The following is a 14,398-nucleotide window of genomic DNA, read 5'->3' on the forward strand; positions in this document are numbered from 1 at the left end:
TCCCTCCCGACCTCTCCACCGCCCCCGGCGGCACCCCACCGACGGCGGCCCCGGAGCCGCCGGAGGCGACGCCCGCGTCGGCCGCGTCGGGCGCGTCGGCCGCGTCGGCCGCGTCGGCCTCATCGCCCTCATCGCCCGAGCCGACGGTGACGCCGGTGGCCGGGCCGACGGCGGATGCCTCGCCCACGGACGTCGCCGCCGATGACGACGATGCGGACGGGGACGACACTCCGCCTCCGTCCACCCCTTCGCCGACCCCCACGCTCACCCCGACCGAGTCCCCGTCCGCCGCGGCCGTCCCGAGCGCTCCGGCGACCCCGGCTCCCACGGCGACCGCCGCCCGGCGCATCTACGTCTCCACCATCCCCGGCGGCCTCCCCGGCGCCGCCGACATCTACATCCGCGCCACCGGCTGACGCCGCGGTGTGGGGTTCGCGGTCTGGGCCCCCAGCAGAGTGCCCCCGCCGAGCGGGCTCGGCGGGGGCACGGGGACTCAGCGGGTGGCAGGCGCCGGTTCGGGGGTTGGGGCGGTGGTCGCGGCCGGCGCGGGGACAGCGGCCGGGGTCGCGGGGGCCTTGCGGCGCGCGGCCCGGCTGGGGGACTGGCCGGCGACCAGGGCGCCCAGGGCGATCAGCAGGCCCACGACCTGCCACGCGGTGAGCGTCTGGCCGAGGACGACCAGGCCGCCGACCGTCGCGACGACGGGGTTGATCAGGCCGAGGAAGGACGCCGGGCCGGCGCCCAGCCGCTCGATGCCGCGGAACCAGAGGACGTAGCCGACCGCCGTGCCGAAGAGCCCGAGGTAGGCGAACCCGGCCAGGTTGGTGGCGCTCAGCGCGGGCGGCGCGCCCTCGACGACGGCGGCCAGCGGGACGAGGAAGACCGAGCCGGCCAGGAGCTGCCAGGCGGTCAGGTCGAGCAGGGTCGCGCCCTCGGGACGGCCCCACCGGCGGGTGAGGACCGTGCCCATCGCCATCAGCCCGATCCCCGCGACCATCGCGGCGATGCCGATGCCGTCCAGCTGCGCGCCGCTCTTGAGGACCAGCAGCGCGACGCCGCCGACCCCGGCCAGCCCGGCGAGGACCGTCCGCCGTCCGGGCCGCAGACCGAGCACCCCGATCGAGAACCCGGCGACGAGCAGCGGCTGGATCGCCCCGATGGTCGCCGCGACCCCGCCGGGCAGGCGGTACGCGCCGACGAAGACGAGCGGGAAGAACAGCCCGATGTTCAGCATCCCGAGCACGGCCGCGCGCCCCCACCAGCGCCCCTTCGGCAGCCTGCGCCCCATGAGCAGCAGGAGCAGCCCCGCCGGCAGGGCCCGGGCCACGGCGAGCAGCAGCGGGCGGCCCTCGGGCAGGAGCTGCGTGGTCACGAGGTAGGTCGTGCCCCACGCGGCCGGGGCGAGGGCGGCGGTGGCGGCCACCCCCAGGCGGTTCCGATCCATGGCTTCCCCTGAACGTTGAGTATCTGAACGTTGAGATAAATACTGCGCCGAGGATCTGTGAACGTCAAGTATGTGAAGGTTAAGATAAGTGTGGTCCGGAGAGGTCCGGACAGCGGCCGAGGAAGGCGGAGGCCATGCAAGAGCAGGCGCAGGAGCGGGCGCGGCAGCGTGACACCGTTGACGACATCGTCGACCAGTGGGCCAGGGCCCGCCCCGAGCTCGACAGCGGACCCATGGCCCTGATCGGCCGGCTGCGGCGCTACAACCTGCGCGTCGACTCCGCCCTGCGCGAGTACTTCGCCCAACACGGCCTGGACACCTCGGAGTTCGACGTCCTCGCGACGCTCCGCCGGGCCGGCGAGCCGTACGAGCTGAACGCCCGCGGGCTGCTCAAGTCCGCGATGGTGACGTCGGGTGCGATCACCAACCGGGTCGACCGCCTGTCCGCGAAGGGCCTGGTCGAGCGGCGCCCCTGCGAGAGCGACCGCCGGGCGGTCCTGGTCCGGCTCACCCCGGAGGGCAAGGACCTCGTCGACGCGTTGCTGCCCGGTCACGTCCGGAATGAACGGCGCCTCCTCGCCGCGCTCGACCGGGACGAACAGGCGCAGCTCGACGCGCTGCTGAAGAAGCTGCTCGTCGCCCACGGGGACATCGAGCGGCTGTAGGCGGAGCGGGCGTCGTACGCGAGAAGTCGGCCCGGCCGACTTCTCGCGCGTGCGCCGCGGTGGTTCGCGTATCCAACCAATCCCCGGCCGCGTTAGACCCGGCACAACCCTGCCGGAGGAGAAGGCCGATGAAGGACAGGACGCCCAGGGAGATCGCCGTCGACGACCAGCTCCGAGCCGCCGGCGCCGAAGGCAGGGAGTGGCTCATCGCGGCCGGCTGGGGCCCGCCGGTGACGATCCCGGTCCAGCAGGCCGCCCGCTGGCAGCAGGAGGCCCGCGCCCGGATGCTCGCCGCCGAGGCGGACGACACCTGGACCTTCTGCGAGCACCTCTGTGCCGGTGGCCCCCAGCCCGTCGTCGTCCACGCCGAAACCCCGGAACGGATGCTCTGCCGCGCCTGCTCCACCGCCGAACGCCCCACCCGCCGCTGCCTGGAGTGCGGCGGACCCGCCGCCTCCGCCTCCCCGGCCGACGGCCGCGAGGACGTCTGCATGGGCCCGGTGGCGATCTACACCCGCCTCCGCTGCCCCTCCTGCTACCGCGCCGACCCCCTCCACGGCACCTTCGCCGCCCGCCGGCCGTAGGGGGCCCGACTTCGGGGCGGCGCCTACTTGTCCCCGCTGAAGCGTAGCCGGGCGCGGATGGCGTCCATTTCGGCGGGCGTCGTGAGCGCGAGCCGTGCCGCAGCGGCGACCATGGCGGACTCCCAGGCCTGGTGAGCCGCGGGATCGTGGGCTGCGATGTGTGCGACGTGGTGCTTCGGGCCTACCGCCACAAGGAACTCGTGCTCGGCGCCCGTGTGTGCGATGTCCGGCCGTTCCCAGAGCGGGGCCGCGACCTCGGCGGACGTCGCGTGGCCCGCGGCGAGCAGGCCCGCGAGGTGGTGGAGGTGGCAGCGCTCGGCGGTCTCCCAATGGGGAAGGGTGGTGCCGGACTCGGCGAGGGCCTGCTTGAGGAGCCCCACGAGCTCGTAGCGGGACTCCCGCCCGGAACACCCCGCCAGGTCGCGCAACGCGGGCGAGTCCACATCGGCGGCCAGCAGGTGCGCGGCTTCCATCGGCAGCTGCTCGGCCCGGACGAGCCCGGCGGCGTACCGCCAGGCGAGTGTGAACAAGCGATCCATGCCCGGCAGCCTGACGCCTGCCTCGTTCCCACGGCCAGCCATTTTGCGGGTCGGCGCGGAGGCTCCGGGCCAGCCGGGCGTGCGGGTGTTCGGCGTCGCAGAGCACCCGCACCGCCAGGTCGAGCCCTGTGCCGGGTCAGCCAGGGCGGTCACGGGGTGGGCGTGCTCGGGGTCTCGAGCGCCGGAGGCTGCCAGTTGTACGTGGGGGCCGTGCGGCGTAGGAGGTGGTGGTCGGGGAGGAGGCCGGCCAGGGCGAGGGTGGTGTCGCGGAGGAGGACGGCGGTGGGGGAGCGGAGGGCGACCAGGGCGCCGATGCGGCGGGAGCCGGTGACGATGCGGGTCGTGCGGGCCAGGCGCGCGGCCGTGTAGGCGGGCAGGCGGTCGGCGCCGGTCGCGGCCAGGACGACGGCGTCCTCGATGGCCTGGCACGCGCCCTGCCCCTGGAACGGGGTCATCGCGTGCGCCGCGTCACCCAGCAGGGCCACCCGGCCCCGGTGGTAGGCGGGCAGCGGGTCGGCGAGCTCCCAGACGTCGTGGCGCAGGATCCGGGCGGGGTCGGCCTGCCGGAGCAGTTCGGGCACCGGTGCACACCAGGTGCCGAACCGGCGCAGCAGCTCGGCGTGTTCGTCGGGGGAGCGCTCCCCGGCCGGGGCGAGGGCGGCGGCGTAGACGTACACGCGGCCGTCGGCGAGCGGGACGATCCCGGCGAGGCGCCCCCGGCCCCAGACCTCGCCCACGCCGGCCGGGCGCCGGGCCGGGGTGTCGACGATGGTGCGCCACGTCGTGAAGCCGGAGTAGCGCGGGCCGGGGTGCTGCGGGAAGAGCGTGGCGCGCGTGGCGGAGCGGATGCCGTCGGCGCCGACGACGAGCCCGGCGGCCGACTCGCCGTCGGGGGTGTGGACGACGGCCGGGTTCGCGGCGTCCCCGGGGCTGACCAGTGTGGCGGCGGAGCCGGTCCGGACCGTCCCCTCGGGGAGCGCCTCGACGAGGGCGTCGATGACGGCGGCCCGCGCGACGGCGGCGACGGGGTCGCCGAAGTACGCCTCGACGGCGCCCGTGCTGCTGCGGGCGAGCCACCGGCCGGAGGGGCGGCGGAGGCCGACGGCCGGGTGCGGGGCGGCGAGGGCGCGGAGGCGGTCGCCGACGCCGAGGCTGTCGAGGGCGCGGAGCGCGTTGGGGGCGAGGGCGAGTCCGGCGCCGACGGGTTCGAGGGAGGCGGCGCGTTCGTGGACGGTGACCGGGATCCCCCGCCGGTGCAGGGCGAGGGCGGCGGCGAGGCCGCCGATGCCTCCGCCGATGACGATCGCCTGGTTCAAGGGCATGGTGAGCTCCTCACTACATCTGTAGTTGCCACTGATCGACACGGTACTACATGTGTAGTGAGTTGGGGATGGGGCCGGTGAGCGGCCATGATCGGACCCATGACGCCCCCGCGCCCGACCCTGATCGCCGACGCCGCCATCGCCCTGATCGCCGAACGCGGCCTGCGCGGGCTCACCCACCGCGCGGTGGACGAGGCGGCCGGGCTGCCCACCGGCTCGACGTCCAACCTGGCCCGGACCAGGGCCGCCCTGCTCGAACTCGCGCTGACCCGGATCGCCGCGCTGGAGCACGCCGGCTTCACCGACCCGGCCCTGCTGCCGGGCTCGCCCCGCGAACTGCTCACCCAGACCGCCGCCGACGGCCTGCACCAGGCCCTGACCACCGGCCGCGCCCTCACCGTCGCGCGCTTCGAACTCGCCCTGGAGGCCGCCCGCCGCCCCGAACTGCGGGACGTCTACGACCGGCTGGGCGCGCGCTTCCTCGACGTCGCCACGATCCTCCTCGCCCGCTGCGGCTCCCCGGAGCCCGCCGCCGACGCCCGCCGCCTTATCCGCTGGTGCGACGGCGTGCTCTTCAACGCGACCGCCGGCAGCGGGCACGGCCGGCCGCCGACGGCCGCCGAGCTGCGCGACGAGGTCGCGCGGTACCTGGCCGGGCTGCTCGGCCCGTAGTACTGGGAAGTGCCGGGCCGCCTATACTCCGTGTGCCCGAACTGCGGGTGTGCAGGGGGAAGGGCGGCGCCGTGGGATCTTTCCTGATAATCGTGGTTCCCGGGTTGGTGTTGCTGCGGCTGGCGGCGCTCCCGGTGCTGCTGCGCGCCCAACGGGCCACGCGCCGAAGGGCGTTGGCGGCCGTCGGCGTGGACGCGAGCGCGGGGCCGCCGGGCGGCGTGGGTGCGATCATCGGTGAGCTGACGCTGGGTCTGCTCTTCGCCGCAGCGGTGGAGACCTTGCTCTACCTCCCGGGCAACAGCCGCTTCTACCGGATGGTGCGGGAGCCGATCGATGTCGACAACTCTCGTATCCTCGCCCTAGACCTGCACATATCGCGCTCCGACGCGCAGCTCTGGTACCTCGTCCCCGTGATCACGGGCCTCGTGCTCTGGCTGCTGTTCTGGTTCCTGACCCAGCGCAACCTGCTGGTCGTCGGCATGCCGGAGGAGGTCCGGTCGGCGCGCTCCACCCGGCTCCGGATCGGCGGCGGGGTTCTGCTCCGCGCGCTGATCGGCGCGTTCCTCCTGCCGGTGATCCTGGTCATCCCGGCCCTGCTGTTCCAGGCGGTCGCGCTGATCACCAGCCCGAGGGCGAAGGCGGTCGGAACCCGGGTGGACCAGCTGCCCCCGCCGAGCATCCCGCAGGCGTACGTGCCCACCCAGTACACCCCGCCCGCACCCCAACACGCCCCGCCCGCACCCCAGTACGCCCCGCCCGCCCCGCCGGCCCCGTACGTCCCGCCCGTCGGGCAGCCGCTCGGCGCTCACGAGCCCCGCACCATCGGCGGCTACCAGCTCCTCGGCCGGATCGGCTCCGGCGGCATGGGCACGGTGTACCTCGCCCAGCGGCAGGGCTCCGCGACGCAGGTCGCCCTCAAGACCATCAACCTCGAACTCCTCGACGACGCCGAGCTCCTGCGCCGCTTCCAGCGCGAGTCCGAGGTGCTGGCGATGGTCCCGGGCGCCTACACCGCCCGCGTCCTCGACTCGGGCGTGGACCAGGGCCGCCCGTACCTCGCGATGGAGCTGCTCGACGGCCGCCCGCTCGACGTCCACCTGCGCGAGCAGGGGCCGATCCGCTCCGCCGATGCGCTGCGCGCCCTGGCGCTCGCGCTGGCGGTGGCGCTGTCCGGGGTGCACCGGCTCGGGCTGGTGCACCGGGACCTCAAGCCGGCGAACATCATGCTGACCACGGCAGGCCCGCGCCTGCTGGACTTCGGCATCGCGGCGATCGTGGACGGCACCCGGCTGACCATGACCGGCGGCGGCCCCGGCACCCTCACGTACATGGCGCCGGAGCAGTTCGGCGACGAGCGGGCCGGCACGGCCGCCGACGTGTGGGCGTGGGCGTGCTGCGTGGTGTGCGCGGCGCACGGCGCGAGCCCGTTCGCGGCGACCAACACGGGCGCGGTGATCCGCCGGATCGTGGAGACCGGGCCCGAACCGGCCGCGGTGGCGGCGGTCCGGGCCCTCGACCCGGGGCTCGCCGCCGTCGTCACCCGCGCCCTCGCCATCGACCCGGCGCAGCGCCCGGCGGACGGCGCGGCCCTGCTGGCCGCACTGGCGCAGGCCCAGCAGGCGGCCCCGGACCCGGCGGCCGTCCACGACCTGATCACCCGGGGCTGGCAGACCCTGGCCCTTTAGCGACTACCCCGCGACCGTCACCACCGGCTCGTGGCGGACCGGGAAGTTGACCGAGTTCGCGATGAAGCAGGCCCGGTGCGCGTCGGCGTGCAGGGCGAGCGCCTTGTCGACCATGCCGTCGGCGGCGACCTCGATCCGCGGGTGCAGCACCGCCGAGGTGAAGTGCCCGCCCTCGGGCGTCTCGGCCATCGTGCCGACCGGGTTGTCGACGTACGAGGTCACGACGACGCCGTTGACGGCGCACAGGTGCAGGTACCAGAGCAGGTGGCACTGCGAGATCGACGCGAGGAGCAGCTGTTCCGGGTTCCAGCGGGCCGGGTCGCCGCGGAAGGCGGGGTCGGACGAGCCGGGGATGGTCGGCCGGCCGTCGGCGGCGACGTCGTGGTCGCGGCCGTAGGAGCGGTAGTCGCTGGTGCCGGTGCTCTGGTTGCCGGTCCAGGTGATCTCGGTGGTGTACGTGTGCAGCTTGGCCATGCCCGTGCCCTTCCTCGTACCGGAACCTGCGGAACGGTCGACCGCAGGACGTCAATCGGCGGGCGCGACCCGCTCGGCGATCGCACGGGCGCACTCGGCCGCCGTGGCCTGCGCGCTGTCCACGACCAGGTCGTACGCGACGCCGTCGTGCACCGCGTGCGCCTGCGCCGCGGCCATCCCGGTGACCCGGTCGCCGCGCGCCGCCTCCCGGGCGCTCGCGACGGCGGGGTCGCAGTGCACGCCGACCCACAGAACGTCGAGGCCGTCCAGCGCCGCCCGCCACCGCTGCTGGGAGGCCGCGCCGCCGAGGAACACCTCGTCGACGACGATCCTGGCCCCGGCCCGCGCCATCGCCGCGACCCCGGTCGTCCAGGCCGCGTCGAGCGCCGCGAACGCCGGTCCGACGCTCACCACACCGTCGGCGTCCTCGTCATCGAGACCGCCGATCCCCTCGCCGCCCTCGCGCAGCCGTGGTGGCAGCGCGGCGACCAGGGTGTCCGTGCCGAGGTGCAGCCAGGGCTCCGGCAGGAGGTCCTGCAGGTGGCGCGCGATGCTCGACTTGCCCGAGCTGGAGCCCCCGTTGAGGACGATGACGTTCACCGCGAACCCCGGTACGCCGCCGCGGCAGCGGCGAACGAGCCCGCCAGCTCCGGCGTCCCGGCCCAGTGCAGGTGCAGGTACGACGCGTGGACGTTGCCGCCCGCGAAGCCCTCGGTGCGGGGGCCGGTGGGCTGGCGCCAGCCCCAGGCGGGGTGTTCGCCCGCGCCCGGCTCGCAGACCGTCCGGTGGAACTCGTGCCCGCGCAGCCTGGTCCCGGCCGGGCCGAGCGGGGAGTCGTGCAGGGCGACGGCCTCCCGGTAGCCGAGCGTGAGCCGTTCGGTCATCCGGGCGGTGGCGTCGAGCACGCCGCACATCGGCTTTCCGTCCAGCTCCCGCCCCAGGTAGAGCAGTCCGGCGCACTCGGCCGCGATCGGCCCGCCGGAGGCGGCGAACTCCCTTATCGCCGCGCGCAGTCCGGCGTTCCCGCTCAACTCCCGTACGTACAGCTCGGGGAAGCCGCCGCCGATGACGAGCCCGGCCGTGCCCTCGGGCAGTCCCGAGGCGTGCAGCGGGTCGAACGGGACGACCTCCGCCCCGGCCGCGGCCAGGAGTTCGGCGTTCTCGGCGTACGAGAAGGAGAACGCGGCGCCGCCCGCCACGGCGATCCGGGGCCGGCCCGCGACCGGCGCGACCTCGGCCGCCGGGTCCCACGGTTCGGCGTCCAGGCCGGGTGCCGTGCGGGCCAACGCCAGGACGGCGTCCAGGTCGACCGAGGCGGCGACGAGCTCGCCCATGTCCGCGACGGCCTTCAGCGCCTCCGCCGACCGCTCCACGGCCGGGATCAGCCCGAGGTGGCGCGAGGGCGTCGCGACCGCCGTCGAGCGGCGCAGCGCGCCCAGGACGGGCACGCCGGAGCCCTCCTCCAGCGCCTCGCGCAGGAGCTGCTCGTGCCGGTCGGAGGCGACCCGGTTGAGGATCACCCCGGCGAGCCGCACCTCCGGGTCCCAGGAGGCGAAGCCGTGCACCAGCGCGGCCACCGACCGGGACTGCGAGCTGCCGTCCACCACGAGCACCACCGGCGCGCGCAGCAGCTTGCTCACGTGCGCCGTGGACGCCAGCTCCCCGCGCCCCGACGCCCCGTCGAACAGCCCCATGACGCCCTCGACGACGGCGACGTCCGCCCCGGCCGAGCCGTGCAGGAACAGCGGCGCGATCCGTTCCGGCCCGCACAGGAAGGCGTCCAGGTTGCGGCCCGGACGCCCGGCGGCCAGCGCGTGGTAGCCGGGGTCGATGTAGTCCGGGCCGACCTTGTGCGGGGACACCGCGAGCCCGCGCGCGGCGAGCGCGGCGATCAGGCCGGTGGCGACGGTGGTCTTGCCCGCGCCCGAGGAGGGCGCGGCGACGACGAGGCGCGGGATGCTCACGGTGTCACCACTCGATGCCGCGCTGGCCCTTGCGGCCGGCGTCCATGGGGTGCTTGACCTTGGTCATCTCGGTGACGAGGTCGGCGAAGCCGGTGAGCGCCTCGGGGGCGTACCGGCCGGTGATGACGACGTGCTGGCTGCCCGGGCGGTCCCCGAGCACGGACACGACCTCCTCCGGGTCGATCCAGCCCCAGTGCATCGGGTAGGTGAACTCGTCGAGCACGTAGAAGCGGTAGGTCTCGGCGGCGAGGTCGCGCTTGACCTGCTCCCAGCCCTCCTTGGCGGCGGCCTCGCTGTCCAGCTCCATCTCGCTGGAGCGCTGGATCCACGACCAGCCGGAGCCCATCTTGTGCCAGTCGACGGTGCCGCCCTCGCCGGAGGCGCCGAGGACGCGCAGCGCGTTCTCCTCGCCGACCTTCCACTTGGCGGACTTCACGAACTGGAACACCCCGACCGACCAGCCCTGGTTCCAGGCCCGCAGTGCCATGCCGAACGCGGCCGTGGACTTGCCCTTGCCGGGGCCGGTGTGGACGGCGGTGATCGGCTGCGTGCGGCGCTGGCGGGTCGTCAGGCCGTCGTCGGGAACGCTCTCGGGAACACCCTTGGGCATGGCTGCTCAGGCCGCCTTTCGTACGGTCGTGGGACGGTTCTCGCGACTTTCGCGGACGAGCGAGGCGACGCCCTCGGCGCGCAGCTCGTCCAGGGTGACGGCGGTGCCGCCGAGGTGCCCGGCCAGGGTCCTGGCGAGGCCGAGCCGGACCGGGCCGGACTCGCAGTCCAGGACCACGCTCGCGACGCCCTGCGCGGCGAACAGCCCGGCCGCGCGGCGGGACTGGGCGAGCGCGTCGCGCCCGCCGGTGGCCCGTCCGTCGGTGACGACGACGACCAGCGGACGGCGGGCCGGGTCGCGCAGCCGCTCGATCCGCAGCACCTCGTGGGCGCGCAGCAGGCCGGCGGCCAGCGGGGTCCGCCCGCCGGTGGGCAGCGACTCCAGCCGGGCCGCGCCGACCTCGACGGACGACGTGGGCGGGAGCGCCAGTTCGGCGCCCGCGCCGCGGAAGGTGATCATGCCGATCTTGTCGCGCCGCTGGTAGGCGTCCATCAGCAGCGACAGCACGGCGCCCTTGACGGCGGTCATCCGCTGCCGGGCCGCCATCGAGCCCGAGGCGTCGACGACGAACAGCACCAGGTTGGACTCGCGCCCCTTGCGCACCTGCTCGCGGAAGTCGTCCTTGCGCAGCACGAGCGCGGCGCCGGAGCGCCCGCGCGCCACCTGGTGCGGCGCGGCGGCCTGCAGGGTGGCGGTCAGGTGCAGCCGGCTGAGGGCGCCCTGGGGGCGCCGCGCGCGGACGGTGTACCCGCTGTCGGTCTCGGCGGGGGAGCGGCGGCCCTGCGCGCCGTGGCCGGTGCCGCGTACGGCGAACAGCCGGGTGCGGTACGGGTCGCCGGCCGCGACCGGCGCCGACTCCCGTGCGGGGGCGGGGTGCTGGGCCGGGACGGGCTGCTGCTGCTCGGCGAGGTCCGGGGCGTCCGAGGCGGCGGCTTCCGGCGCCTCCGGACCGCGCTCGGGCTCGGGCGCACCGCCGCCGTCCGGGCCGGGGCCGTCGTCGTCGTCCGGACCGGGGCCGTCGCCGTCGGGGCCGTCACCATCGCCGTCCGGCTCGGGCGACCCGCCTTCCGGGGAGCCCTCGGGCTCGGACTCGGGCTCCGGCTGCGCGTGCTCCTCCAGCGTCCGGTCCAGCAGCTCCTCGTCCAGCCCGGGCGCGTCGAACGGGTTGCGGCGGCGCCGGTGCGGCAGCGCCAGCTGGGCGGCCTTGCGGACGTCCTCCTCCAGCACCTCCGTCCGCCCGTCCCACGCGGCCAGCGCGACCGCCGTCCGCGCCATGACGATGTCGGCGCGCAGCCCGTCCACCTCGAACGCCGCGCACACGGCGGTGATCTGCCGCAGCGCCACGTCGGTGAGCTCGACCTTCGGCAGCAACTCCCGTGCGGCGGTGATCCGTTCGGCGAGCGCCCGCTCGTCGTCCGCGAACCGCGCCGCGAAGGCGGCCGGGTCCGCGTCGTAGGCGAGCCGCCGCCGCACGACCTCGGCGCGCTCGGCCGGGTCCCGCGTCGCGGCGATCTCCACGGTCAGGCCGAACCGGTCGAGGAGCTGCGGCCGCAGCTCGCCCTCCTCCGGGTTCATCGTGCCGACCAGCAGGAACCGGGCCGCGTGCCGCACCGAGACGCCCTCGCGCTCGACGTACGAGCGGCCCATCGCGGCGGCGTCCAGCAGCAGGTCGACGACGTGGTCCTGGAGCAGGTTCACCTCGTCGATGTAGAGCACCCCGCGGTGCGCCTTCGCGAGCAGTCCGGGCTCGTACGCCTTGACGCCCTCGGCGAGCGCCCGCTCCAGGTCGAGCGAGCCGACGATCCGGTCCTCGGCCACGCCGACCGGCAACTCGACCAGCTGGGAGGGGCGTTCGTGGCTCCCGGCGCAGGCGTGCGGCCCGTCCGGGCACTGCGGGTCCGGCGCGGCCGGGTCGCAGGCGAAGCGGCAGCCGTCGACGGCGGCGATGGACGGCAGCAGGCCGGCCAGCGCGCGGACCATCGTCGACTTGGCGGTGCCCTTCTCGCCGCGCACCAGCACGCCGCCCACGGCCGGGGAGACCGCGTTCAGCAGCAGTCCGAGCCGCAGGTCGGTCATCCCGACGACCGCGGTGAACGGGTAGCGGACGTCACTCATGCGTTGCCAGCCTCCTCAGGCGCCCCGGGCGCCAGGTTCGGCAGCGATCCGGCCGCCGGCACCCCGCCCTCGATCAGCTTCCACAGCGCGTCGGTGTCCGCGTGCTCCTCGATCAGGTCCCCCAGCCGGTCCAGCCGGGCCTCGCGCGCCTCGGCGAACGAGGTGTCCGGCGCCGGCACGAACGCGCGGCCCGCCAACCCGGCCACCTCGCGCAGGAATTCGCGGCGGAACCCGTCGTTCTCCAGCGCGCCGTGCCAGGTCGTGCCCCAGACGGAGCCCACCCGGCAGCCGTCCAGGAACGGCGTACCGCCTTCCACCGCCACCACCCCGTGGTGGATCTCGTAGCCCTCGACGCGCTGCCCGTACGCCTCGCCGACCGGCCGCGCGAGCACCTTCTCCACGCCGAACCGCACGTGCGTCGGCAGCAGGCCGAGCGCGTCGACGGCGCCGGCCTTCGACTCGACGTCGTCGACGATCGAGCCCGCCAGCATCTGGTAGCCGCCGCAGACCCCGAGGACCGGCAGGCCGGCCGCCGCCCGCGCCTTCAGCGCCGGCTCGAGGCCGCGCTCGCGCAGCCAGGCCAGGTCGGCCACGGTGGCCCGGGTGCCGGGCAGCACGACGAGGTCGGCGTCGGCGAGCTCCTCCGGCCTGGTCGCCCAGCGGACGAGCACGCCGGGCTCCTGCGCCAGCGCGTCCACGTCGGTGAAGTTCGACAGCCGGGGGAAGCGCACGACGGCCACCCGCAGCACGTCCGCCCCGAGCGGCCCGCGCCCGTCGACCCGGTCCACGACCGTCGACAGGTCCAGCGAGTCCTCGGCGTCCAGCCACAGCCCGGGCAGCATCGGCAGCGTGCCGAGCACCGGACGGCCGGTCAGGCCGTGCAGCATCTCCAGGCCGGGTGCCAGGAGCCGGGCGTCGCCGCGGAACTTGTTGACGAACCAGCCGGCCACGTGCCGCTGGTCCTCGGCGGACAGCAGCGCCAGCGTGCCGTACATCGCCGCGAACACGCCGCCGCGGTCGATGTCGCCGACCACCACGACGGGCAGCCCGGCGGCCGTCGCCAGGCCCATGTTGGCGATGTCCCGGTCCCGCAGGTTGATCTCGGCGGGCGAGCCCGCGCCCTCGCACACCACCACGTCGTAGCGGCGGCGCAGGTCCGCCAGGCACTCCAGGGCGCGCTCCAGCAGGACGGGCTTGCGCTCGCGGTAGTCCAGCGCGCCGACCTCGGCGACCGGCCTGCCGAGCAGCACCACCTGGCTGCGGCCGTCCGCGCCCGGCTTCAGCAGCACCGGGTTCATCGCCGCCTCCGGCTCCACCCGGGCGGCCTGCGCCTGCATCGCCTGGGCGCGGCCGATCTCGGCGCCGTCGGCTGTCACGAAGGAGTTCAGCGACATGTTCTGCGCCTTGAACGGCGCCACGGCGACGCCCTGGCGGGCCAGCCAGCGGCAGATGCCCGCCGTGACGACGCTCTTGCCCGCGTCCGAGGTCGTCCCCGCGACCAGCAGAGCGTTACTCATGCCCTTCCCCTCCTCAGCACCGATCGCAGCAGGACGTGCCCCGCGACCGTCGTACCCAGCGCCAGCGCGCCCACCCGCCGCGACAGCGCGCAGGCCCGCTCGATGTCGTCCACCGTCACCGGCCGCAACTCCGCGCCCAGCACCGGCCGGTGCTCCACGCGCTCGCCGTACCGCAGCGTGCCGCCCAGCCGCACGCCCACCGCGCCCGCGAACGCCGACTCGGCCTGCCCCGCGTTCGGGCTCGGGTGCGCCGAACCGTCCCGCCGCCACACCCGCCAGGCCGTCCGCGGCTGCGGCGCGGCGGCCACCGTCAGCAGCGCCGTCAGCCGGGCGCCCGGCCAGCCCGCCACGTCGTCCAGCCGGGCCGAGGCCCAGCCGAACCGGGCGTGGCGCGGCGAACGGTGGCCCACCATCGCGTCCAGCGTGTTGACGGCGCGGAAGGCCAGCAGCCCGGGCGTGCCGGCGAGGGCGCCCCAGGCCAGCGCGTTCACGACGGCGTCCGCGGTGTTCTCGGCCACCGACTCGACGACGGCGCGGGCGATCTGCTGCCCGTCCAGCGCGCTCGGGTCGCGTCCGCACAGGTGCGGCAGGCGCTCGCGGGCGGCCGGGAGGTCGCCCTCGGCCAGCGCGCGGCCGATCGTGCGCGCCTCCCGGGTCAGCGACGTGCCCCCGAGCACCGTCCAGGTCGCGGCGGCGGCCAGCGCGGCCCGGCCCAGCGGCCGGCGGCCCACCGTCCGGTCCAGCGCCACCGCGCCGGCCGCGACGGTGCTCACGCAGAGCGCCGTGTACGCGGCCCCGGCGGCCCGG

Annotated in this window: 14 protein-coding genes and 1 pseudogene; 5 read left to right on the top strand and 10 right to left on the bottom strand. The window is 75.7% G+C overall.

Annotation, left to right across the window (positions count from 1 at the left end; all coding sequences use genetic code 11):
• Positions 1-416: pseudogene (locus AB0O00_RS16500) on the top strand (hypothetical protein); the annotation flags it as partial.
• Between the two features lie 77 nt (positions 417-493).
• On the opposite strand, the gene AB0O00_RS16505 reads toward AB0O00_RS16500, so the two are convergent.
• Positions 494-1,444, bottom strand: coding sequence for an EamA family transporter (locus AB0O00_RS16505; RefSeq protein ID WP_363652314.1), 951 nt, complete (start codon positions 1,442-1,444; stop codon positions 494-496).
• 134 nt (positions 1,445-1,578) lie between these two features.
• Between AB0O00_RS16505 and AB0O00_RS16510 the strand changes: the two genes are divergently transcribed.
• Positions 1,579-2,109 carry a MarR family transcriptional regulator gene (locus tag AB0O00_RS16510; RefSeq protein WP_363652316.1) on the top strand — a complete coding sequence of 177 codons (531 nt, stop codon included), beginning with the start codon at positions 1,579-1,581 and terminating at the stop codon, positions 2,107-2,109.
• A 128-nt stretch (positions 2,110-2,237) separates the two neighbouring features.
• On the top strand, positions 2,238-2,693 hold the full coding sequence (locus AB0O00_RS16515) for a hypothetical protein (RefSeq protein WP_363652318.1): 456 nt from the start codon (positions 2,238-2,240) through the stop codon (positions 2,691-2,693).
• A gap of 23 nt (positions 2,694-2,716) precedes the next feature.
• Here AB0O00_RS16515 and AB0O00_RS16520 read toward each other — a convergent pair whose 3' ends face one another.
• Together AB0O00_RS16520 and AB0O00_RS16525 are read right to left on the bottom strand one after the other, a co-directional pair.
• Positions 2,717-3,232 (bottom strand): hypothetical protein, encoded by a 516-nt coding sequence (locus AB0O00_RS16520; RefSeq protein ID WP_363652319.1) that lies wholly within the window; start codon positions 3,230-3,232, stop codon positions 2,717-2,719.
• A 149-nt stretch (positions 3,233-3,381) separates the two neighbouring features.
• A complete protein-coding gene (locus AB0O00_RS16525; protein ID WP_363652321.1) occupies positions 3,382-4,554 on the bottom strand; it encodes an FAD-dependent monooxygenase in 1,173 nt (390 codons plus the stop codon).
• Positions 4,555-4,653: 99 nt separating this feature from the next.
• Here AB0O00_RS16525 and AB0O00_RS16530 point away from each other — a divergent pair, with 99 nt between their 5' ends.
• Positions 4,654-5,226, top strand: a complete 573-nt coding sequence (locus AB0O00_RS16530) for a TetR/AcrR family transcriptional regulator (RefSeq protein ID WP_363652323.1) — start codon at positions 4,654-4,656, stop codon at positions 5,224-5,226.
• A 92-nt stretch (positions 5,227-5,318) separates the two neighbouring features.
• Positions 5,319-6,911 carry a serine/threonine-protein kinase gene (locus AB0O00_RS16535; RefSeq protein WP_363652325.1) on the top strand — a complete coding sequence of 531 codons (1,593 nt, stop codon included), beginning with the start codon at positions 5,319-5,321 and terminating at the stop codon, positions 6,909-6,911.
• Between the two features lie 3 nt (positions 6,912-6,914).
• Here the strand turns inward: AB0O00_RS16535 and AB0O00_RS16540 are convergent, their stop codons facing one another.
• The 7 genes from AB0O00_RS16540 to AB0O00_RS16570 form a co-directional block, all read right to left on the bottom strand.
• Positions 6,915-7,385, bottom strand: a complete 471-nt coding sequence (locus AB0O00_RS16540; RefSeq protein ID WP_363652327.1) for an OsmC family protein — start codon at positions 7,383-7,385, stop codon at positions 6,915-6,917.
• Positions 7,386-7,436: 51 nt separating this feature from the next.
• Positions 7,437-7,985 carry a chloramphenicol phosphotransferase CPT gene (gene cpt / locus AB0O00_RS16545; RefSeq protein ID WP_363652329.1) on the bottom strand — a complete coding sequence of 183 codons (549 nt, stop codon included), beginning with the start codon at positions 7,983-7,985 and terminating at the stop codon, positions 7,437-7,439.
• The gene (locus AB0O00_RS16550) at positions 7,982-9,349 is read right to left on the bottom strand and encodes a cobyrinate a,c-diamide synthase (RefSeq protein WP_363652331.1); all 1,368 of its coding nucleotides are present in this window, start codon (positions 9,347-9,349) and stop codon (positions 7,982-7,984) included. The genes cpt and AB0O00_RS16550 overlap by 4 nt, the downstream gene beginning before the upstream one ends.
• Before the next feature lie 4 nt (positions 9,350-9,353).
• Positions 9,354-9,959, bottom strand: coding sequence for a cob(I)yrinic acid a,c-diamide adenosyltransferase (gene cobO, locus AB0O00_RS16555; RefSeq protein ID WP_363652333.1), 606 nt, complete (start codon positions 9,957-9,959; stop codon positions 9,354-9,356).
• A 6-nt stretch (positions 9,960-9,965) separates the two neighbouring features.
• Positions 9,966-12,074, bottom strand: coding sequence for a putative cobaltochelatase (locus AB0O00_RS16560; RefSeq protein ID WP_363652335.1), 2,109 nt, complete (start codon positions 12,072-12,074; stop codon positions 9,966-9,968).
• Complete coding sequence (locus AB0O00_RS16565) at positions 12,071-13,591, bottom strand: cobyric acid synthase (RefSeq protein WP_363652337.1); 1,521 nt, start codon at positions 13,589-13,591, stop codon at positions 12,071-12,073. Before AB0O00_RS16565 ends, AB0O00_RS16560 begins: the two co-directional genes overlap by 4 nt.
• The coding region (locus AB0O00_RS16570) for a CobD/CbiB family cobalamin biosynthesis protein (RefSeq protein ID WP_363652338.1) at positions 13,588-14,398 on the bottom strand (811 nt) is incomplete at its 5' end. The genes AB0O00_RS16565 and AB0O00_RS16570, both read right to left, overlap by 4 nt.

This window comes from Kitasatospora sp. NPDC093558 (assembly GCF_040683475.1).
Taxonomy (GTDB): Bacteria; Actinomycetota; Actinomycetes; order Streptomycetales; family Streptomycetaceae; genus Kitasatospora.